Origin of the sequence: Halomonas sp. SCS19 (assembly GCF_040147015.1) — a bacterium.
In the GTDB taxonomy this organism is placed as follows: domain Bacteria; phylum Pseudomonadota; class Gammaproteobacteria; order Pseudomonadales; family Halomonadaceae; genus Halomonas; species Halomonas litopenaei.
The window spans coordinates 4,112,158-4,130,698 of record NZ_JAMSHN010000001.1; the positions used below are offsets into that span (position 1 = coordinate 4,112,158).

Sequence of the window (18,541 nt, forward strand, 5' to 3'; positions counted from 1 at the left end):
GTCAGCGTCAAACCCTTGCCCAACCAGATGGTCTAAGGGCGGGGGTACGCCGGGAGGAACGAGTGGCATCTGCAGACCAGGAATCCCGCACCGAATCCGACGCCAGGCTGATCTACGATGGACAGTGTCCATTGTGTCGGAGCTTCGTGTCGCGCTACGGACTGTCCAAGGGACGGCTGGAACTTGTTGATGCGCGCCATCACCCCGAAGAGGTCCGGCGTCTGGAGCGTCTGGGCTGTCGCCTGGACGAGGGTATGGTGCTGGAGCTCGGCGACGAGCGCTACCATGGTGATCAGGCGGTACGTATGGCGGCAGTGGCCGGGCGAGGTCGAGGTCCGCTGTCGCGTGGGATGCTGTGGTGGCTGTCGTCGAGACGGCGAGCACGCCTCAGCTATCCGCTGCTCAAGGCCGTTCGTCGTGTCATGCTCAAGGGGCTCGGCGTCGGTCCGATCAGGCCTTGAAGTGTGTCGCTCTCACCGGATGGGGCCGCCGACGGCCTGGCGTTGAGCATCAACATTGAGCATCGGCAACGGGCATCAGCACTGGGTATCAGCACCGGGCATCGGCACCGACCAGCGATACTGGCCACCAACGCCGTTCATCTACCGTTATTTATCACAAGCCACCAGGAGGGAGGCAAGATGCAACTAAGTCGACGTCTGTCGGTCCCTCATAGCGAGATCGCCATGAGTGCGATTCGTGCCCAGGGAGCCGGCGGCCAGAACGTCAACAAGGTCGCCTCGGCGATTCATCTGCGCTTCGATATTCAGGCATCGTCGTTGCCTGACGACGTCAAGGAGCGCCTTTTGGCGCTCAATGATCATCGCATCACCCAGGACGGAGTGGTGATCATCAAGGCCCAGTCGGAACGCACCCAGGAGGCCAACCGCGCAGCGGCACTGGCGAGGCTGAAATCGCTGTTGCAGCAGGGACTGGTGATTCCCAAGGCGCGTCGCGCCACCCGGCCCAGCAAGGCGGCCAAGCGGCGTCGCCTCGAAGGCAAGAAGCAGCGGGGCAAGCTCAAGTCGCTACGCGGCAAGCCGGAGACGTAGCGCATCGAACAGTCGCTGCATCCTGAACGCTTGTGAGGGCGGCTTTCCGCAGACTCCTGCGCTTCGCTAATGGGGCTCGACGCTCTGCGGAAAAGATGCTCGGATAGGGTACACGGCAATTTTCTAATGCTCGCTAGCGCGTATTTTTGATGGAGCACACCCCTGACGCGCCCGCAGTCAGGCAGTATGCTGTGATCACTTTGGTCCTCGAACCTCAGGACCCGTCCCACCCCAAGGGAGACCCCCGAATGGAAGAGATCAATCCCGACAAGGACAACAACACCGAGAAGGATGGCAACACCTCCGAGGCGACCCAGTCTTCAGCCTCCGGCAAGGATGCCAAGGAGCTGTTCAAGGACAACCGCGTCAAGGGCCTGGCGGCGGTGGCCGGCGTCAGCCTGATCTGGGCCATCGGTGCCCAGCTCAGCGCCAGTTCCAACGGCGAGGCACGCACTGCCCTGACCAAGGAACTCGATGCCAGCGAGTCACGCGTCGAGACCCTGCGCGAGCAGGTGTCCGGGCTGGAAGAGAGCCAGGCTACCCTGGAAGCCCAGCGTGCCGAGCTCGAGAGCCAGGTATCCCAGTGGGAAGAGGCCGAGACCTCGCTTGAGGAAATGCGTGCCCAGCTCGAAACCCTGAAGGCCGAGGAGGCCGAAGCGCGTACCGCCCAGGCGGCAGCCGAAGAGCAGGCCGCCCAGGTACAGGCCGATCTCAAGGAACTCGAATCCACCCAGGCATCCTTGCAGTCCGACCTGGTGGCGGCGCGCAATCGTCTGGAAGAGGCGCAGAACGAACAGCAGCAGCTGGTGGAGCGTCGTGATTCGCTCAAGTCCGAGGCTGAGTCCTTGACCGGTGAGGTCGATGACGCCGAGAAGCGCCTGAGTGATCTGGAAAGCTCCATCGAAGAGAAGCAGAGCGCCGTCGGTTCACTCGAGGAAGAAGTGGCGAGCCTCGAGAGCCAGCAGCAGGAGGCGCAGAAGCAGGCCGAGCAGGCCCAGGCCCGCCTCGAGCAGACGCTGGCCAGCACCGCCGAGCAACGCGAGCAGGCCGAGGCGCGTGTTCGCCAGGCCGAGTCCCGTGCCGAGGAAGCGGTCGCCCGCCGCGATGAGCTGCAGGCCAGGATCGATGAACTCGAGGCCCGTGCCGACGAGCGTCGCCAGCGTCTGGCTCGTCTCAACAATCAACTCGACACCTGGCGCATCGAGCTCGAGAACCTCGATCGTGCCACCGCCGAGCTCTCTGACGGCGCATCCTCCGGTCAAGGCAGCGACAGCGAGGGTAGTGCCGATGAGCAGGCCTCGTCCCAGGGCGAAAGCAGCAGCGGCTCCGTCGAGGTCATCAGCTCCGGGGGTGGCGACCAGAGCAATGGCGACCAGAGTGGTGGCGGCGAAAACAGCGGCGACCAGAGCAGTGATGGCATGAGCCAGGCCGATATCGCCGTTCAGTCGGCGAAGCGGTCGGCGGCAGAGGAACAGTCGTCGCAGGAGCAGGACTCTTCTCAGTCCTCGGGCAACAGCGCGGCCTCGGCCAGCGAGCAGGGCTCCAACGAGAGCGCCGCCGAGGACGAGGACGTGGCCTCGTCCGAGTCCATGGAGAAGACCCCGGGTGGCAGCGAGGGTGATCAGGCTTCTGCCGACGCTTCCCAGAGCGGGGAAGGTTCCTCCGCCGACGCTTCCCAGGCGGATGCGGCCAGCGAAGAGGGCTCCGCCGATGCGGCCGCCGAGGGCGAGGAGTCGTCTACCCAGTGGACCGATGAGGTAGCCTCCGGTGCCGCCGAGGCCGTCGAGACGGTCAAGGACGTGGCCCGTCAGGCTGCCGAGAAGGTGCGCGATGCGGCAGCCTCGGTCACCGACGACGCCAGCACCGAAAGCACCAACTGAGCGTCAGCGAGACGGTTGCCGGCGGTGACGTCGGCAAGGTTGCGGGAAGCAACAGCGGCGGGCCTTCGGGCCCGCCGCTGCGTTTGGCGGTCCCGCTTCGCTTAACCTCGCGCCGCCTGGGCCCTATACTGGCCCGGCGGATTAACCGCGCCCATCTGGAAACAGGAGCGAGACGTGATCGAAGGGGTCAAGCATATCGTTGCCGTGGCATCGGGCAAGGGTGGTGTCGGCAAGTCGACGGTGACCGTGAATCTGGCGCTGGCCATGGCCGCCGAAGGCTATCGCGTCGGCGTTCTCGACGCCGATATCTACGGGCCCAGCCAGGCGCAGATGCTGGGAGTCGGCGAAGGCGTGCGCCCCCAGGCGAGCGGCGAGAACCAGTTCCTGCCGCTGGAGGCCCACGGCCTCCAGGCCATGTCCATGGCGTTCATGGTCGACGTTCGCGAGCCCATGGTGTGGCGTGGCCCGATGGTGGCGGGAGCCTTCCAGCAGATGCTCAACCAGACACGCTGGAGCGACCTGGACTATCTGTTCGTGGACATGCCGCCGGGCACCGGTGACATCCAGCTCACCCTGGCCCAGAAGGTACCGGTGGACGGCGCGGTGATCGTCACCACGCCCCAGGACATCGCCTTGCTGGACGCGCGCAAGGGCATCGAGATGTTCCGCAAGGTCAAGGTCCCGGTGCTGGGCGTGGTCGAGAACATGAGCCTGCATACCTGTTCGAAGTGCGGCCACAGTGAGCCGGTCTTCGGCGAGGGGGGCGGAGAGCGCATCGCTGCGGAGTACGATACCCGGGTGCTGGGGCGCCTGCCGCTGTCGATGGGCATTCGTGAGCAGGTGGACGGTGGACGTCCCAGCGTGGTCGCCGAGCCCGACGGCGAAGTGGCGACGACCTTCCGCACCATGGCGCGTCAGGTGGCCGAGCAGATCGACGGTGACGGTGGCGACCAGGGGCCGAGCATCAGCTTCAGCGAGTAAGGGCCAGCGAAGGGTGACGCCTGGCGGCGTCGCCGGCTGATCCTCATCAAGCGCCTGTCAGGCGCCTATCACCTTTGCATCGTGACGTGGCAGCGAGGGGCCGCTATCATGTGGCCCCACCGAACGCGTCCACTCTTCGAGCACCCAGCAGGAAGTCCCATGAGCATCAAGTCCGACAAATGGATCCGCCGCATGGCCGAGAACGAGGGCATGATCGAGCCCTTCGAGGCCGATCAGGTTCGCTACGTCAACGACCGGCGGGTCATCTCCTATGGGACCTCGAGCTACGGCTATGACGTGCGCTGCGCCGACGAGTTCAAGGTGTTCACCAACATTCACTCGGCGGTGGTCGATCCCAAGGCCTTCGACGAGAAGAGTTTTGTCGACATCAAGGGCGATGTCTGCGTGATTCCGCCCAACTCCTTCGCGCTGGCGCGGACCGTCGAGTACTTTCGCATCCCGCGCAGCGTGCTGACCATTTGCCTGGGCAAGTCCACCTATGCGCGTTGCGGCATCATCGTCAACGTGACGCCGCTGGAGCCGGAGTGGGAAGGTCACGTGACCCTCGAGTTTTCCAACACCACCAATCTGCCGGCCAAGATCTACGCCAACGAGGGCGTGGCACAGATGCTGTTTCTGGAATCTGACGAGATCTGTGACACTTCCTACGCCGATCGTGGCGGCAAGTACATGGGCCAGCGTGGAGTGACTCTGCCGCGCACCTGAGTGCGAAGAGGCGAGGGCTTACCGCTCACGCGACTGCTGCATGCAAGGCCCACAGACAACAAGGCCCGCCGATCGCTCGGCGGGCCTTGTTGTTTCAGGCGACAGCGCGGCCAGATTTCACCGGGACTCGTCGTCCTCGTCGAGTTCCTCGGCGGCGTCCTCGTGGGACAGTCGCATGCCGCCCGGCGGCAGCGGCTGGCCGTCGATGGTCGCGATGTCGCCCTGCAGGCGCAGACGTCCCTCGAGGAACCAGCGTACCGCGATCGGGAAGATCAGGTGCTCACGACTCAGCACTCGCTCCTTGAGGGTCTCTTCGGTGTCATCCTTGTTGACCTTGACCACGGCCTGGATCGCCACCGGCCCGCCATCGAGTTCCTCGGTGACGAAGTGTACGCTGCAGCCGTGCTCGTCGATGCCGTCGGCCAGTGCCCTGGCGTGGGTGTGCAGGCCCTGATAGGCCGGCAACAGCGACGGATGGATGTTGATCATCCGTCCCATGAAGCGCTGGACGAAACGCGGCGTCAGGATGCGCATGAAGCCGGCCAGCACCACCAGGTCAGGCTCGTGGCGCTCGATCACCTTGATCAGGGCGCCGTCGAAGGCATCGCGGCTGTCGTACTCGCGGTGGGGCAGGGCCACCGCGTTGATGCCGGCATCACGCGCCCGCTTCAGACCATAGGCGTCAGCGACATTGGACACCACGGCCACGATCTCGCCACCCAGTTCGTCGTGGCTCTGGGCGTCGATCAGGGCCTGCAGGTTGGTGCCACCCCCCGAGATCAGCACTACCACCCGTGGCTGGGTGGCCTCTTCCGGGGTGAAGCCGTTGAGCTCGCCCTCGTTCACGCCCTCGCTCATGACGCCGGCATCTCCAGTTGCACCTGCTCCTCGTCGCCCTGGCGCGCGGCGATGTGGCCAATGCGATGGACGCCTTCGCCCTGGGCCTGCAGGTGAGCGCGGATCTGGTCGGCCTGATCTTCAGATACCACCAGCACCATGCCGATGCCGCAGTTGAGCACGCGGTGCATCTCATGTTCGTCCACGTTGCCCTGCTGCTTGAGCCAGTCGAACACCGCAGGGCGCTGCCACAGGCTGGTATCGACGTGGGCGGTGAGGTCCTCGGGAAGTACCCGGGGCAGGTTCTCGAGCAGGCCACCACCGGTGATGTGGGACAGGGCGTGGACCTGATAGTCGTCGTGGCGCAGCAGTTCCAGCAGCGGCTTGACGTAGATGCGTGTCGGCGCCATCAGGGCGTCGCCCAGTGACTGGCCGTCGATGTCGGTGGACAGGTCGGCGTCAGCCACCTCGAGGATCTTGCGGATCAGGGAGTAGCCATTGGAGTGAGGGCCGGATGAGCTCAGGCCCAGCAGTACGTCACCGGCGGCGACCTTGGTGCCGTCGAGGATCTCGTCCTTCTCCACCACGCCGACACAGAAGCCGGCCAGATCGTAGTCGCTACCTTCGTACATGCCGGGCATCTCGGCGGTTTCGCCACCGACCAGAGCACAGCCGGCACGTTCGCAGCCTTCGCCGATGCCGCTGACCACGTCGGCGGCGATATCGACGTCCAGCTTGCCGGTGGCATAGTAGTCGAGGAACAGCAGCGGCTCGGCGCCGGCGACCACCAGGTCGTTGACACACATCGCAACCAGATCGATGCCGATGGTGTCATGGCGACCCAGGTCCATGGCCAGGCGCAGCTTGGTGCCGACCCCGTCGGTGCCGGAGACCAGAACCGGCTCACGGTAGCCGCTGGGCAGCTGGCACAGCGCGCCGAAGCCTCCCAGCCCGCCCATTACCTCGGGGCGGGTGGTGCGTTTGGCGACGCCCTTGATGCGATCGACCAGGGCGTTGCCGGCGTCGATATCGACACCGGCGTCCTTGTAGCTGAGCGAAGCCCTTTCGGGGGAGGAGGAGGAGTCGGTCATGACAGATCCTGTGGAGTCGGTCGAGCCGCGGGCGTGGTGCGCACCAGCGGACGAACGTGAGACAATGGGCACGTTGGGGGCGGAGATTGTAGCACTGTGCTTCGGCCATCGCAGCCATGGCACACTATCGGTCGGGCATCACAGGGAATGGTGGTTTCTTTCGGGGAAAAGCGAATGAGCAAGCAGTGGTGGATTGTCGCCGCGGTGGCGGCTGTTGTGCTGTGGTTCTTCGTCAGCATCGAACCGGTGTTGGCGCCCTTCTTCGTCAGCATGGTGCTGGCGTACCTGGGTGACCCTATCGCCGATCGCCTGGAGGAGCGCGGGCTGTCGCGTCAATGGGCGGTCTGCGTCGTGTTTGTGCTGTTGACGCTGCTGGTAGGGCTGACGCTGCTGCTGCTGGTGCCGCTGCTGGGACAGCAGATCGGGCAGCTGGTGGAAGCGCTGCCGGCGGTACTGAGCTGGATTCAGAGCACGGTGTTGCCGGAGCTGCAGTCGTTGACCGGGCTCGATCTCAGCACCGACTTCGATGCACTGCGCAAGGCAGTACTGGAAAACTGGAAAGAAACCGGTACCGTCGCCGCCAGCGTACTGGCCCAGGTGTCGCGGTCGGGTATGGCGCTGGTCGGCTGGCTGGCCAATCTGGCGTTGATTCCGGTGGTGACCTTCTACCTGCTGCTGGACTGGGACGTGCTGGTGGGCAAGGTCAGGCGGCTGCTGCCGCGTCAGTGGGAGCCGACGGCCGTTCGGCTGGCCAAGGAGTGCGACGAGGTGCTGGCGGCCTTCCTGCGTGGCCAGTTGATCGTGATGCTGTGTCTCGGCGTCATCTATGCCATCGGACTGACGCTGCTGGGTGTTCGCTTTGGCCTGCTGATCGGGCTGCTCTCAGGACTTGCCAGCATCGTGCCCTATCTGGGCGTGATCGTGGGGATCTCGGTGGCCGGTGTGGTGGCCTTCTTCCAGTTCGGCGACTGGCTGGTACTGCTGGGCGTGGGGCTGGTGTTCGGCTTCGGGCAACTGGTGGAAAGCACCCTGCTGCAGCCGAAGCTGCTGGGGGACAAGATTGGCCTGCATCCTGTCGCGGTCATCTTTGCGGTGCTGGCCGGCGGCCAGCTGTTCGGCTTCACCGGTGTGCTGCTGGCGCTGCCGGTGGCGGCCATGGTGATGGTCATCTTGCGCTACCTGCATGATACGTATAAGAATTCGTCGCTCTATGACGCGGAGCATGAATCCGACAAGGAGCCCTCCGCCGCCAACGAGGAGTCCTCATGAGTCGAGCCCCCGCGCAGTTGCCTCTGGGCGTCGGACTGCGCGACGACGCGACCTTCGACAACTACCATCCGGGAGCCAACGCCACCCTGGTGGAGTGCCTGAGCCATCAGTTCGATGACAACGGCGAGCCCTTTCTGTACCTGTGGGGGGGCGACGGCGTCGGTCGTAGCCACCTGTTGCAGGCGGCCTGCCACCAGGCCTCCGCGCGGGACCTGCGAACCCTCTATCTACCACTGGAGGAGCTGGGCCACTTCCCGCCGTTGATGCTCGAGGATGTGGAGCGTCTCGACCTGGTGGCCATCGATGATCTGGATCGAGTGGTGGGGCGCAAGCGCTGGGAGGAGGCGCTGTTCCATGCCTTCAACCGGCTGCGAGACAGCGGCAAGCGATTGTTGATCGCCGCGGATCGCCCGCCCCGGCAGCTCGATATCAAGCTGGCGGACCTGGCGTCACGGCTGACCTGGGGCATGACCTTCCACCTCAGGCAGCTGTCCGACGAGGACCGCATGCAAGCGTTGAAGCTGCGTGCCCACCTGCGTGGCATGGAGTTGCCCGACGAGGTGGCACGCTACATCCTGCATCGTGGTGCACGCGAGCTCAGTGAGCTGTTTCGCTCGCTCGAGGTGCTGGACAACGCCTCGCTGTCGGCGCAGCGCAAGTTGACCATCCCCTTCGTCAAGAAGGCACTGGACTGGTAGCGGTCTGGGCATCTCCAGGAAAGCTCTCCAGGAAAGCAAGACGGCGACCCGCAATGGGTCGCCGTCCTGTTGTCAGGGCCAGGTCGAATCGGTACGCGGTATCAGCGGCTGAGCTGAATCTCGCTGTGGCCACCATTTCTTAGCGTGACTTCCTTGATCACGATCTGGCGGCTGCCACTGGCCGGATCGACCACCGTGCCCGAAACGTAGAAGTCGCCGGGGGGCAGGTCGCGTAGCTGAAAGTAGCCGTTGGTGTCGGTGCGGGTGGTGTGGGTGTATTCGCGGGCCCGTGGGTCGGCGCGTTCCACCGCCCGGCCGGCCAGCGCCTGGGCCGCCGCCTCGGCGGAGTACTTGGTGATCGGTGCGACCGATACCGTCTCGCCACCGCCGATGACCGGGCCTGCGGGGGTGTTCAGGGTGAGTCTGCCGGACAGCACGGCGCTGCCGCTCTTCGGCAGCTGGGCGTAGACGTCGGCGGGGAAGGGGATCTCCCTGGGGACCCTGGCTTGATCGGCGGTGGGCTGGTCGTCTCTCGGGCCCGGCTGTTCGATCGGGGTGTCGGGTTCGCCGATATCGATGACCTCCGGGGCGCGGGACGTGCCGGTGGTGCTGACGCTCTGACAGCCGGTGATCAGCAAGGCGAGGATGGCGATTACCGCCAGGCGGAATCGGCGTGACAACAGCGGGTAGGGTGCCTTCATGGCGCGGTCTCCTTGCAACGAATGTCGTTGGGCCCTGTGTGCTGTCAGCTTATGGAATCGGCGTCGGAATTGCCACGCGTGGCGTGTGCGTGGCCGGACAGGCGTCTGCCCGAGCCAGTCATGATGACTTGGCGTTGGCGCTAGCCTTGGTGGCGGTGTCACAAGGCAGCGCCTTGATTGACGCTGGCTGCAGACGCAAAACGGCCCCCGATTGAAATCGGGGGCCGCTTGGTGAACGACCTGAGTCGTTCAGGCGTCTGCCGTAGCCAGATTACTTGGCGTTGGCGGTAGCCTTGGTGGCGGTGTCGGTGGCCTGCTTGACGTTCTCTTCGGCCAGCTTCTGGCTCTTGGAGACGAAGTCCTGCTGCAGGGCCACGACCTTCTCGGCGTCGCCTTTCAGGCGCTCGGTCAGGTCCTTGGCGACCTTCTGCTGGCCTTCCATGTAGGAGCGCAGACCTTCGACGTCCTTGACGGAAGTGAAGGCGCGAGCCTGGGCCAGACCGGTCTCGGTGTAGGCCTTGGCGGCTTCCAGCTGGGCGCTGGTCAGCTTCTCGGCGAAGTCGACGGTCAGGCTTGCGTAAGCGCGGGCCGGGCCGAAGAACAGGTTTTCGACTTGCTCGTTGTTGAACAGTGCTTTGGTATCGATAGTGCGCATCATGTGAACCTCCTGGGGTTTCGAACTACTTGTCGGCGATGACCGTGGGACCATTCCCAGTGGTCGATGCCGTTGCGTCGTCTGTTGCAGTGCACAATAGCAGAGGGTTTTGTGCATCGCAACATGGATTGGGTCGAGAATCGGGGGAAAAGGGGTTTGGATCCAAAGAATGCTTGAAACAGCGAAAAAACGACGAAAAGTCCGTTATCTAGCCTTCTTCGCCCTTTGATGGGATACCGGCGTGCAAGTTCACCGTGCCCCTGGATCGCCTTCAGCCTAGTGTGGAGACATGACAGCGATGTGATCCCTGCAAGCCTTGCAAGCAGGAAGTCTCGCCACCATGGTATTCAAGAGAAAACGAAGGACCGTACCTTTAACCCTTTGCCTTTGACGATCAGGAGTGATCCATGACGCAGACCCGTATCGAACGCGACAGCATGGGGGAGCTCGAGGTTCCCGCCAATGCGCTCTATGGCGCCCAGACGCAGCGTGCGGTCAACAACTTCCCGGTGTCGGGCCAGCAGATGCCGTCAGCCTTTATCCACGCCATTGCTCGCATCAAGCGAGCGGCGGCGGTGGTCAACGGCGACCTGGGATTGCTGGACGACGATCGTCGTCGTGCCATCGTCGAGGCGGCAGACGCGATCATCGCGGGTCAGCACGATGATCAGTTCCCCATCGATGTGTTTCAGACCGGGTCCGGCACCTCGAGCAACATGAACGTCAACGAGGTGATCGCCCACCTGGCGAGCTCCGATGACTTGAGCGTCGGACCCAACGACCACGTCAACATGGGGCAGTCGAGCAACGATGTCATTCCCACCGCCCTGCACCTGTCGGCGGCGCTGGAAGTTACCGGTACGCTACGCCCGGCGCTCGAGCACCTCAGAGGTGTCATCGACGCCAGGGCAGAAGAGCTGGACGAGGTGGTCAAGACCGGACGCACTCACCTGATGGATGCCATGCCACTGCGTCTTGGTCAGGAACTCGGTGGCTGGTCGAGCCAGGTGGGGCAGGCCATCGAGCGTCTCGACAGCGCCATGGTGCGGCTGTGTCGGCTGGCCCAAGGGGGGACTGCGGTCGGCACCGGTATCAATGCCCATCCGGAGTTTGCCGAGCGCATGGCCGCCGAGCTCTCCGCCCGCACCGGGCTCGCTCTGACGCCCAATGACAGCTTCTTTGCCAGCCTTGGCTCCCAGGACGCAGCGGTGGAACTGTCGGGTCAGCTCAAGGGTCTGGCGTGTGTGGTGATGAAGATCGCCAATGATCTGCGCTGGATGAACTCCGGCCCGCTGGCGGGGCTTGGCGAGATCGAGCTTGAAGCCTTGCAGCCGGGCAGTTCGATCATGCCGGGCAAGGTCAATCCGGTGATACCCGAATCCGCCGCCCAGGCCGCCGCTCAGGTGATCGGTCTGGACACCGCCGTGACCGTCGCCGGACAGAGCGGCAACTTCCAGCTCAACGTGATGCTGCCACTAGTGGCAAGCAACCTGCTGACGTCGATCACCCTGATGAGCCAGACATCGCGGCTGCTGGCGGACAAGGCGATCGCGACCTTCAAGGTGCGCGAGGACAACCTGAGTGAGCCACTGGCGCGCAATCCCATCCTGGTGACGGCATTGAACTCGGTGATCGGCTATAACGCCGCGGCGGCCATCGCCAAGAAGGCCTACCAGGCCGGCCGGCCGATCATCGACGTGGCCGAGGAGGAGACCGACCTCGGACGCGATGAGCTCGAACGCCTGCTGGATCCCGCCTCCCTGACCCGTGGCGGTATTCCCGAATAGAGGTGGCGAGGGCGCGGCCGACATGGCGCCTCTTGGAATAACGCCCCTTGGAGTAACGCCCCTTGAAGAAGAAGAGCCTTGCCACGACGGCAAGGCTCTTCTTTTCTACTGCTACCCGTCTTTTCTATTGCTGCGAGTCCATCGCCACACTTGTTACCACGACATGGACATCGCCTGGAAGGCGGGAACTCAACTCGACTGATCGCGCTCCCTGGCTTCCTCGACGGTTTCACGGGCGTCGTGATGCTCTTCGTTGTCGGCGTCCGGGGTGTCGTGCTCGTCGGCTCTGGAGGGGCGATAACAGACGGTGGCAAGGATCGGGAAATGGTCTGAGCCAAAGGCCCGCAGCCGATCCATCTTGGCAAGGGTGAAGTGCTCGCTGACGAAGACATGGTCCAGCGGCCAGCGCAGGAACGGATAGCCGGCGTGGAAGCTCGAGAACATGCCGCGGCCGCGCCGCAGGTCCAGCATGCCGCTGACGCGGCAGAACAGGCGCGTGCTGCGTGACCAGGCCACGTCATTGAGGTCGCCCGCGACCAGCGTCGGTACCGGGTTCTGGTGGATCTCTTCGGCGACCAGCGAAAGCTCCGCGTCCCGCCACAGCGATTCCTCGCTCTCGCTCGGTGCCGGTGGCCTGGGGTGAAGGGCGCGAAAGCGGATGTGATCTCCGCTTTCGAGTTCCACCTCACAGTGGATCGAGGGGATGTCATCCTGGATCAGCCACTTGACCTCGGGGTCGATCAGCGGGCGACGGGAATACAGGTGCATGCCGTAGAGGTTGTCCAGCGGGACCCGCACGGCGTAGGGGTAGCCGTCTGCCAGGCCGGCATCGAGCTTGTCGCCCCACCATTGGTCGGATTCCAGCGTCAGCACCATGTCCGGGTCGCGCTCGGCGATGATCTCCAGCAGGTCGTCGCTGCGCCGGTTCGGCGTGAGTACATTGGCGATCAAGAGCGTCAGGCAACGCTCCGGGGCGTCGCCCTTGGCGGCCATGACCTGCACCGGCCACAGCGGTGTCCAGGGCAGTACATAGAAAGCCTGGATGGCGAAGACGACCAGGCCGGCCGTGGCAATCCAGAGTGTCAGGGAGTCGCTCGCCAGCGGGCTTGCCAAAGCACAGAACAACCCGATGAGTCCGATCTGGACACGGGGGAACTCACAGGCCCTGAGCCACCACCAGTGGGACGGAATCCTGGCGATCAGGGTAGCGCCGGCGACGATGGTCACCACCGCGATCAGAAGGGTATCGATGACAAGTGAGAGCATGCAGGGGTCCCTTTTCGGTCCGGCGCACCGGCTCGGCGCAACAATGATGATGACGAGCCTAACGGTCCTCGGCCTTTAACGATAGAGCCAAGGAGCGCCGTTGAGGACCTCAGGCCCGTTCGCGCGATGTCGGTGTGGCACTCGCAAAGTATTCCTCGAGCCGTTCTTGGGCCTCGTCGCCGAACAGGATTCGGGCGGCCTCATCGAGGCCAGGTGACCCGTGCAGGGTCTGAGTGTCCACCACCAGGGCGATCTTGGAGCGGCGGCGCAGGAAGTCCTCGAGTCGTGTGATCATCTCTCGCCGGGCGGCGTGCTCGAGCTCGCAGCGCAGGTATTCGGTACCCTCGATCAACAGCTCTCCCTGTCGCGGGTCCTGGCGGATCTGCTCCAGCATGTCGAAGGCGTTGAGGCCGTAGCGACGCCACAGGCGCTTGCTCAGAGGTTCACTGGACGAGGAGGGGGTGCGCTCATCGAGGCCCAGCAGGCTTGCCTGGTGCAGGAATTCTCGCCTGTCCGTGTCCGAAGGTTCGCCGTACCAGCGGGCGCGCGGCTGTGGCAGCTCGAGGCCTAATCGTTGCACCTCTCTGACGATCTCCTCGCCGACGTTGAGGCAGTCGGTGAGCTTGCCGCCAAAGATGCTGATATGGCGCTCCGTGGCGTTGATGTCGATGGCATGCTTGCGCGACATCTGGAGAAAGTCGCGGCCATTGCCGGCGTTGGCCTTGACCGCCAGCGGGCGCACGCCGCAGCGGGTGGCGATGATGTCCGAACGGTCGAGCGGGCGTTTCAGACTCAGGCGCTTGTTGATGTTGTCCAGCACGAAATCGATGTCGGCGTCGCTGATCGCGACCTCCGGGCGCTCTTCCTTGGTGTCGGTGGTGCCGATGCAGGTGCGCGGCCCCATGGGAATGGCGAAGAACAGCCGCCCGTCGTCGGCAAAAAAGGCCAGCACGCGCTGGCGCTCCGACAGCCGTGGCACGATCAGGTGGATGCCCTTGGAATAGGCGTGGTGGTGATCGGTGGTCTGTCGGCTCAAGGCGTTATGGTCGTCCACCCAGGGGCCGGTGGCATTGATGATGATTCCGGCGCGCAGGCTGAAGGTCTCGCCGCTCTGGTTGTCCCGGGCGTCAACGACCCAGCCGTTGTCGCTGCGTCGTGCACCCCGCGACTCGACGTAGTTGGCCGCCGCCGCGCCGTAGTCCAGCGCCGAGCGTACGAAGCTGTAGACGAAGCGGGCATCGTTGTCATGCAGGTAGGCGTCGGAGTACTCGAAGCCACCGATCGCCGCACGCGTATCGACCAGTGGCTCGCGTCGGTTGATGCCTTTTGGCGTCAAGTAGCGCGGCAGTCGGGTGAAGGCGTTGCCCATCAGCCAGTACAGCCAGGTGCCCGCCCAGAGCATGCGAGGGTGATAGCGAAAGCCCCTGTCGATGGTGGTCAGAAAGCGAATTTCCTGGACCGTCGACGGAAAGCTCCTGATCAGGTGGTTGCGGCTCTTGCATAGCTTGCGCACCAGCGAAAAGTCATAGCTTTCCATGTACTTGATGCCGCCCCACACCAGATTGGACGAGTGCTGACTGGTCTCGCCGGCGAAGTCGCCACGGTCGATCAAGGCCACCCGGGCGCCCTTGCCGGCCAGCGCGGCGGCGCTGGCGGCGCCGTTGATGCCGGCGCCGATGATCAGTACATCGAAGTGCTCCTCCTTCAGGCGCTGAAGGTTGGCGTCACGTAGTTGCATGCATGTCCCCCGCGGTTCCTGAAGGAGTCGGGACGCAAGGCCCCGGTGTGGTCAGTCTTCGTCGCGCTCCCGGTTCTTGGGCCATAATTGCACGGCCTTCTTCTCAGTCTTCGTCGCGCTCCCGGTTCATGGGCCACAATTGCACGGCCTTCTTTTCAGTCTTCGTCGCGCTCCCGGTTCATGGGCCACAATTGCACGGCCTTCTTTTCAGTCTTCGTCGCGCTCCCGGTTCATGGGCCATAATTGCCCGGCCTTCTTTTCAGTCTTCGTCGCGCTCCCGGTTCATGGGCCGTTGTACTGCCTTCTTTTCACTCTTCGTCGCGCTCCCAGTTCATGGTCCGTCGCACGGCCTTTTTCCAGCCCTTGTAGCGTCGTTCCCGTTCGGCGTCTTCCATGGCGGGCGTAAAGGTGCGTTCGATGTCGCCCCGGGTGGCGAGCTCCGGCAGGTTCCACATGCCCACCGCGATCCCCGCCAGGTAGGCCGCCCCCAGGGCGGTGCTCTCGATGACCCTGGGGCGTTCGACGTCGACCGCCAGCATGTCAGCCTGGAATTGCATCATGATGTTATTGGCGACGGCGCCGCCGTCGACCCGCAGGGCCTTGAGGGTGATCCCCGAGTCCTTCTGCATGGCGTCGATGATGTCTCGCGTCTGGTAGGCCAGGGCGTCCAGGGTGGCGCGGGTGATATGCTCCTTGCCGGAGCCTCGGGTCAGGCCGAAGATCGCTCCACGGGCGTACATGTCCCAGTAAGGAGCGCCGAGACCGGCGAAGGCGGGGACCACGTAGACACCACCGGCATCCTCGACCTTGCTGGCGTAGTATTCGGAGTCTTCTGCCGAGTCGATCATCTTGAGTTCGTCGCGCAGCCACTGCACCGCCGCGCCGGCGATGAAGATCGATCCTTCCAGCGCATAGGTGACCTTGCCGTCGAGCCCCCAGGCGATGGTGGTCAGCAGGCCCGAGGTCGAAGGCACCGGGGTCTCGCCGGTATTCATCAGCAGAAAACAGCCGGTACCGTAGGTGTTCTTGACCATGCCCTTGTCGAAGCAGGCCTGGCCGAACAGGGCGGCTTGCTGGTCACCGGCGATACCGGCGATGGGGATCTGGGCGCCACCGAACATTTCCTTGGCGGTGGTGCCGTAGACCTCGCTGGATGGCCTGACCTCGGGCAGCATCGCCCGGGGAATATCGAGGGCCTCGAGCAGTCGGTCGTCCCAGTCGAGCCGTTTGATGTCGAACAGCATGGTGCGCGAGGCGTTGGAGACATCGGTCAGGTGGCGTTCGCCGCGGGTCAGGTTCCACACCAGCCAGCTGTCCATGGTGCCAAACAGCAGATCGCCGGCCTCGGCGCGCTGCTGAGCACCGTCCACCTGGTCGAGGATCCAGCGAATCTTGGTGGCGGAGAAGTAGGCGTCGACCACCAGACCGGTGGTGTCGCGGATATGGGTTTCCAGCCCCTGGGCCTTGAGCTCGTCGCATAGCGGTGCGGTGCGTCGATCCTGCCAGACGATGGCGTTGTGGATCGGTTTGCCGGTGTGCCGGTCCCAGATCAGGGTGGTCTCGCGCTGGTTGGTGATGCCGATGGCGGCTACCTGGGACGGCTTGACGCCCTGGGTTTCCAGCACTTCTCGTGCGACTCCCATCTGGCTGCCCCAGATCTCCATGGCATCGTGTTCCACCTGGCCTGGCTTGGGGTAGTGCTGGGTGAATTCCTTCTGCGCGATGCCGACGATGCGGGTGTCCTGGTCGAACAGGATGGCCCGGCAGCTGGTGGTGCCCTGATCAAAGGCGAGAATATAGCGTGTTGGCATGTTCCGGTGTCCTGACGGTTGTTGTGGTCGAGCGATACCTTCACCTTCGGTGAGCAGACGGTTTCCGTCTAGTGCTGCCGGCAGGGACATGGCCAGATGCAGCGACGTCGGGTGCCCCTATGCAACGTCGCCGCCGCGGGTGATCAATGGTCGTACGAGGCCACAACAAGTTCGTTATCGAAAATAAAGGTAGCGTTGAGGTCGTGAACGAACAACCAGAGCGCGAAAGTTTTCGCTAGCACTTTGGTCGTGGCGTCTGGAGAGCAGGCGAAGAACGTTGCCTCGGCTGGGTTGGTGCGCCAAGGCGTCCACGGGACCGAAGAGGAGTCGGGAGGGCCTGGCGTTTTCGCAAGATGACACAGAGCGGCTGTGGCAGGCCAGGTGCAGGGTCAGGCCAGGCGCAGGATCACGCAAGGTGCAGGGCGACCCCGTGGTCCTGCAGTAGCCGTGCGATGGCCTCCGGTGGCTCGCGATCGGTGAACAGGGCGTCGAGTTGGGATACGTTGCCCTGGCGCACCACCGGGTTGCGGTGAAACTTGGAGTGATCGGCGACCAGAAACACCTGACGTGAGTTCTCGATAATCGCCTGAGCGACGCGGACTTCCTGATAGTCGAACTCCAGCAGGGAGCCGTCCTGATCGATGCCGCTGATCCCGATCAGCCCAATGTCCACCTTGAACTGATGGATGAAGTCGATGGTCGCCTCGCCGATGATCCCGCCGTCACGGGGTCTGACCTGGCCGCCGGCGACGATCACCTTGAAGTCTTCCTTGTGATGCAGGATGGACGCCACATTGAGGTTGTTGGTGATGATCTCCAGGCCCTGATGCTCAAGCAGTGCCTCGGCCACCAGTTCGTTGCTGGTGCCGATATTGATGAACAGCGAGGCGTGGTGCGGCACCTGGCGCGCCACGGCATCGGCGATGCGTCGTTTGGCGTCGAGGTTGAGCGTCTTGCGGGTGGCGTAGGCGGTATTGACGGTGCTCGACTCGAGGCCCGCGCCACCGTGGACTCGGCGCAAGCGGCCTTCGCTTGCCAGTGTGTTGAGGTCGCGGCGGATGGTCTGAGGGGTCACCGCGAAGTGATCGGTCAACTGCTCGATGCTGGCGTATCCCTGGCGACTGACCAGTGCAATGATGGCGTCCTGACGCTGCTGCTGGTTCATCCCGATTGCCCTTGTGCTTGGAAGGCCTTGAAAGATGGAAAGCCCTTGTGCCTGAAAGGCCCCTGATAGACGGAAGGCCTCGATAGAAGAAAAGCCCTTGTGTCTGAAAGGCCCTGGTAGATGAAAGGCCTCGATAGATGGAAAGCCCTTGTGCATCGATGCCCTTGGAACAGGCAGGCCCTGGTGCATGGAACGTCCTGGTACATTGCAGGCGAGGACGTCGCTTTGGAGACGCCGATGAGGCTGTCGTGGATCTCGCTTCACCAGACGCATTCCCGATGATCGTAAACGAACGCGACCGGATTTGGCGATGGTGGAATCGCGCTGCGGTGAAGGCGTTCGAGACGCCGAACGCGACCCACGAAGGAAAAAATCATTCGGTGAACTCAAGGGCTTGCAAAATTCTGCCGAAGGCGTAGAATTCGCATCCGTTGTCAGCAGCGAGGGTGGTGACTCCCTCGTTTCGGCAGCCGTGTAGGACCATAGCTCAGTTGGTTAGAGCGCCACGTTGACATCGTGGAGGTCGGCGGTTCAAATCCGCCTGGTCCTACCAGCTAGATCGCACATCGAGTGATGCAGGACCATAGCTCAGTTGGTTAGAGCGCCACGTTGACATCGTGGAGGTCGGCGGTTCAAATCCGCCTGGTCCTACCAGCACTACCTCGCAGTGCCATTGCAAGGCGTATTGCGACGTGCCATCTCGCTTTCCTGCTTCAGGACCATAGCTCAGTTGGTTAGAGCGCCACGTTGACATCGTGGAGGTCGGCGGTTCAAATCCGCCTGGTCCTACCAGATTACAGACAAAAGCCCCGCGGCCTCGCCTCGGGGCTTTTGTCGTTTCTAGGGTCGTCGCCGTCGCCGGTGTTTGGCAACTGCTGCCATCG

General features: G+C 63.7%; 16 protein-coding genes and 3 tRNA genes. 11 read left to right on the forward strand and 8 right to left on the reverse strand.

Going from position 1 to position 18,541, the window contains the following annotated elements; all coding sequences use genetic code 11:
- The first annotated feature begins 62 nt into the window (after window positions 1-62).
- From NFH97_RS17800 to dcd, 5 genes are all read left to right on the forward strand, one after another.
- Window positions 63-461: a DCC1-like thiol-disulfide oxidoreductase family protein gene (locus tag NFH97_RS17800; RefSeq protein WP_124804867.1), complete on the forward strand. Its 399-nt coding sequence runs from the start codon at window positions 63-65 to the stop codon at window positions 459-461.
- Window positions 462-641: 180 nt separating this feature from the next.
- Window positions 642-1,052 (forward strand): alternative ribosome rescue aminoacyl-tRNA hydrolase ArfB, encoded by a 411-nt coding sequence (gene arfB / locus NFH97_RS17805; protein ID WP_045992488.1) that lies wholly within the window; start codon window positions 642-644, stop codon window positions 1,050-1,052.
- A gap of 248 nt (window positions 1,053-1,300) precedes the next feature.
- Complete coding sequence (locus NFH97_RS17810) at window positions 1,301-2,932, forward strand: coiled-coil domain-containing protein (RefSeq protein ID WP_045992487.1); 1,632 nt, start codon at window positions 1,301-1,303, stop codon at window positions 2,930-2,932.
- 177 nt (window positions 2,933-3,109) lie between these two features.
- On the forward strand, window positions 3,110-3,913 hold the full coding sequence (apbC, locus tag NFH97_RS17815) for an iron-sulfur cluster carrier protein ApbC (RefSeq protein ID WP_185696467.1): 804 nt from the start codon (window positions 3,110-3,112) through the stop codon (window positions 3,911-3,913).
- A gap of 159 nt (window positions 3,914-4,072) precedes the next feature.
- Window positions 4,073-4,639, forward strand: a complete 567-nt coding sequence (gene dcd / locus NFH97_RS17820; protein ID WP_045992486.1) for a dCTP deaminase — start codon at window positions 4,073-4,075, stop codon at window positions 4,637-4,639.
- Window positions 4,640-4,756: 117 nt separating this feature from the next.
- Here the strand turns inward: dcd and purN are convergent, their stop codons facing one another.
- Both purN and purM read right to left on the reverse strand, forming a co-directional pair.
- Window positions 4,757-5,497, reverse strand: coding sequence for a phosphoribosylglycinamide formyltransferase (purN, locus tag NFH97_RS17825; RefSeq protein WP_045992485.1), 741 nt, complete (start codon window positions 5,495-5,497; stop codon window positions 4,757-4,759).
- Window positions 5,494-6,567: a phosphoribosylformylglycinamidine cyclo-ligase gene (gene purM / locus NFH97_RS17830; RefSeq protein WP_349622729.1), complete on the reverse strand. Its 1,074-nt coding sequence runs from the start codon at window positions 6,565-6,567 to the stop codon at window positions 5,494-5,496. Before purM ends, purN begins: the two co-directional genes overlap by 4 nt.
- A gap of 174 nt (window positions 6,568-6,741) precedes the next feature.
- Here purM and NFH97_RS17835 point away from each other — a divergent pair, with 174 nt between their 5' ends.
- The gene (locus NFH97_RS17835) at window positions 6,742-7,836 is read left to right on the forward strand and encodes an AI-2E family transporter (RefSeq protein ID WP_045992483.1); all 1,095 of its coding nucleotides are present in this window, start codon (window positions 6,742-6,744) and stop codon (window positions 7,834-7,836) included.
- The gene (gene hda / locus NFH97_RS17840; protein ID WP_045992482.1) at window positions 7,833-8,534 is read left to right on the forward strand and encodes a DnaA regulatory inactivator Hda; all 702 of its coding nucleotides are present in this window, start codon (window positions 7,833-7,835) and stop codon (window positions 8,532-8,534) included. Before NFH97_RS17835 ends, hda begins: the two co-directional genes overlap by 4 nt.
- A 101-nt stretch (window positions 8,535-8,635) precedes the next feature.
- Here the strand turns inward: hda and NFH97_RS17845 are convergent, their stop codons facing one another.
- Together NFH97_RS17845 and NFH97_RS17850 are read right to left on the reverse strand one after the other, a co-directional pair.
- Window positions 8,636-9,235, reverse strand: a complete 600-nt coding sequence (locus NFH97_RS17845; protein WP_108133089.1) for a carboxypeptidase-like regulatory domain-containing protein — start codon at window positions 9,233-9,235, stop codon at window positions 8,636-8,638.
- A gap of 271 nt (window positions 9,236-9,506) precedes the next feature.
- Entirely contained in the window at window positions 9,507-9,890 is a 384-nt protein-coding gene (locus NFH97_RS17850) for a phasin family protein (RefSeq protein WP_045992506.1), read from the reverse strand.
- Window positions 9,891-10,297: 407 nt separating this feature from the next.
- Here NFH97_RS17850 and NFH97_RS17855 point away from each other — a divergent pair, with 407 nt between their 5' ends.
- Window positions 10,298-11,677: a class II fumarate hydratase gene (locus NFH97_RS17855; RefSeq protein ID WP_108448791.1), complete on the forward strand. Its 1,380-nt coding sequence runs from the start codon at window positions 10,298-10,300 to the stop codon at window positions 11,675-11,677.
- Between the two features lie 189 nt (window positions 11,678-11,866).
- Here NFH97_RS17855 and NFH97_RS17860 read toward each other — a convergent pair whose 3' ends face one another.
- The 4 genes from NFH97_RS17860 to NFH97_RS17875 all read right to left on the reverse strand — a co-directional run bounded on the left by NFH97_RS17860 (window position 11,867) and on the right by NFH97_RS17875 (window position 17,657).
- On the reverse strand, window positions 11,867-12,943 hold the full coding sequence (locus NFH97_RS17860; RefSeq protein WP_045992479.1) for an endonuclease/exonuclease/phosphatase family protein: 1,077 nt from the start codon (window positions 12,941-12,943) through the stop codon (window positions 11,867-11,869).
- Window positions 12,944-13,052: 109 nt separating this feature from the next.
- The gene (locus NFH97_RS17865; protein WP_286985822.1) at window positions 13,053-14,681 is read right to left on the reverse strand and encodes a glycerol-3-phosphate dehydrogenase/oxidase; all 1,629 of its coding nucleotides are present in this window, start codon (window positions 14,679-14,681) and stop codon (window positions 13,053-13,055) included.
- A 308-nt stretch (window positions 14,682-14,989) separates the two neighbouring features.
- Window positions 14,990-16,492, reverse strand: a complete 1,503-nt coding sequence (gene glpK / locus NFH97_RS17870; RefSeq protein WP_108448789.1) for a glycerol kinase GlpK — start codon at window positions 16,490-16,492, stop codon at window positions 14,990-14,992.
- Between the two features lie 406 nt (window positions 16,493-16,898).
- The gene (locus NFH97_RS17875; protein WP_045992476.1) at window positions 16,899-17,657 is read right to left on the reverse strand and encodes a DeoR/GlpR family transcriptional regulator; all 759 of its coding nucleotides are present in this window, start codon (window positions 17,655-17,657) and stop codon (window positions 16,899-16,901) included.
- Window positions 17,658-18,133: 476 nt separating this feature from the next.
- Here NFH97_RS17875 and NFH97_RS17880 point away from each other — a divergent pair.
- From NFH97_RS17880 to NFH97_RS17890, 3 genes are all read left to right on the forward strand, one after another.
- A tRNA-Val gene (locus NFH97_RS17880) sits at window positions 18,134-18,210 on the forward strand.
- Between the two features lie 24 nt (window positions 18,211-18,234).
- A tRNA-Val gene (locus tag NFH97_RS17885) sits at window positions 18,235-18,311 on the forward strand.
- A gap of 61 nt (window positions 18,312-18,372) precedes the next feature.
- Window positions 18,373-18,449 (forward strand) — tRNA-Val (locus tag NFH97_RS17890).
- Window positions 18,450-18,541: the final 92 nt, after the last annotated feature.

What these genes read in the sequence shown, in the direction of transcription:
- hda (WP_045992482.1), top strand. Translation starts at nt 7,833, where the DNA reads ATGAGTCGAGCCCCCGCGCAGTTGCCTCTGGGCGTCGGACTGCGCGAC.
- NFH97_RS17845 (WP_108133089.1), bottom strand. Translation starts at nt 9,235, where the DNA reads ATGAAGGCACCCTACCCGCTGTTGTCACGCCGATTCCGCCTGGCGGTA.
- dcd (WP_045992486.1), top strand. Translation starts at nt 4,073, where the DNA reads ATGAGCATCAAGTCCGACAAATGGATCCGCCGCATGGCCGAGAACGAG.
- arfB (WP_045992488.1), top strand. Translation starts at nt 642, where the DNA reads ATGCAACTAAGTCGACGTCTGTCGGTCCCTCATAGCGAGATCGCCATG.
- NFH97_RS17855 (WP_108448791.1), top strand. Translation starts at nt 10,298, where the DNA reads ATGACGCAGACCCGTATCGAACGCGACAGCATGGGGGAGCTCGAGGTT.
- NFH97_RS17810 (WP_045992487.1), top strand. Translation starts at nt 1,301, where the DNA reads ATGGAAGAGATCAATCCCGACAAGGACAACAACACCGAGAAGGATGGC.
- NFH97_RS17865 (WP_286985822.1), bottom strand. Translation starts at nt 14,681, where the DNA reads ATGCAACTACGTGACGCCAACCTTCAGCGCCTGAAGGAGGAGCACTTC.
- NFH97_RS17850 (WP_045992506.1), bottom strand. Translation starts at nt 9,890, where the DNA reads ATGCGCACTATCGATACCAAAGCACTGTTCAACAACGAGCAAGTCGAA.
- glpK (WP_108448789.1), bottom strand. Translation starts at nt 16,492, where the DNA reads ATGCCAACACGCTATATTCTCGCCTTTGATCAGGGCACCACCAGCTGC.
- NFH97_RS17860 (WP_045992479.1), bottom strand. Translation starts at nt 12,943, where the DNA reads ATGCTCTCACTTGTCATCGATACCCTTCTGATCGCGGTGGTGACCATC.
- purN (WP_045992485.1), bottom strand. Translation starts at nt 5,497, where the DNA reads ATGAGCGAGGGCGTGAACGAGGGCGAGCTCAACGGCTTCACCCCGGAA.
- purM (WP_349622729.1), bottom strand. Translation starts at nt 6,567, where the DNA reads ATGACCGACTCCTCCTCCTCCCCCGAAAGGGCTTCGCTCAGCTACAAG.
- NFH97_RS17835 (WP_045992483.1), top strand. Translation starts at nt 6,742, where the DNA reads ATGAGCAAGCAGTGGTGGATTGTCGCCGCGGTGGCGGCTGTTGTGCTG.
- NFH97_RS17875 (WP_045992476.1), bottom strand. Translation starts at nt 17,657, where the DNA reads ATGAACCAGCAGCAGCGTCAGGACGCCATCATTGCACTGGTCAGTCGC.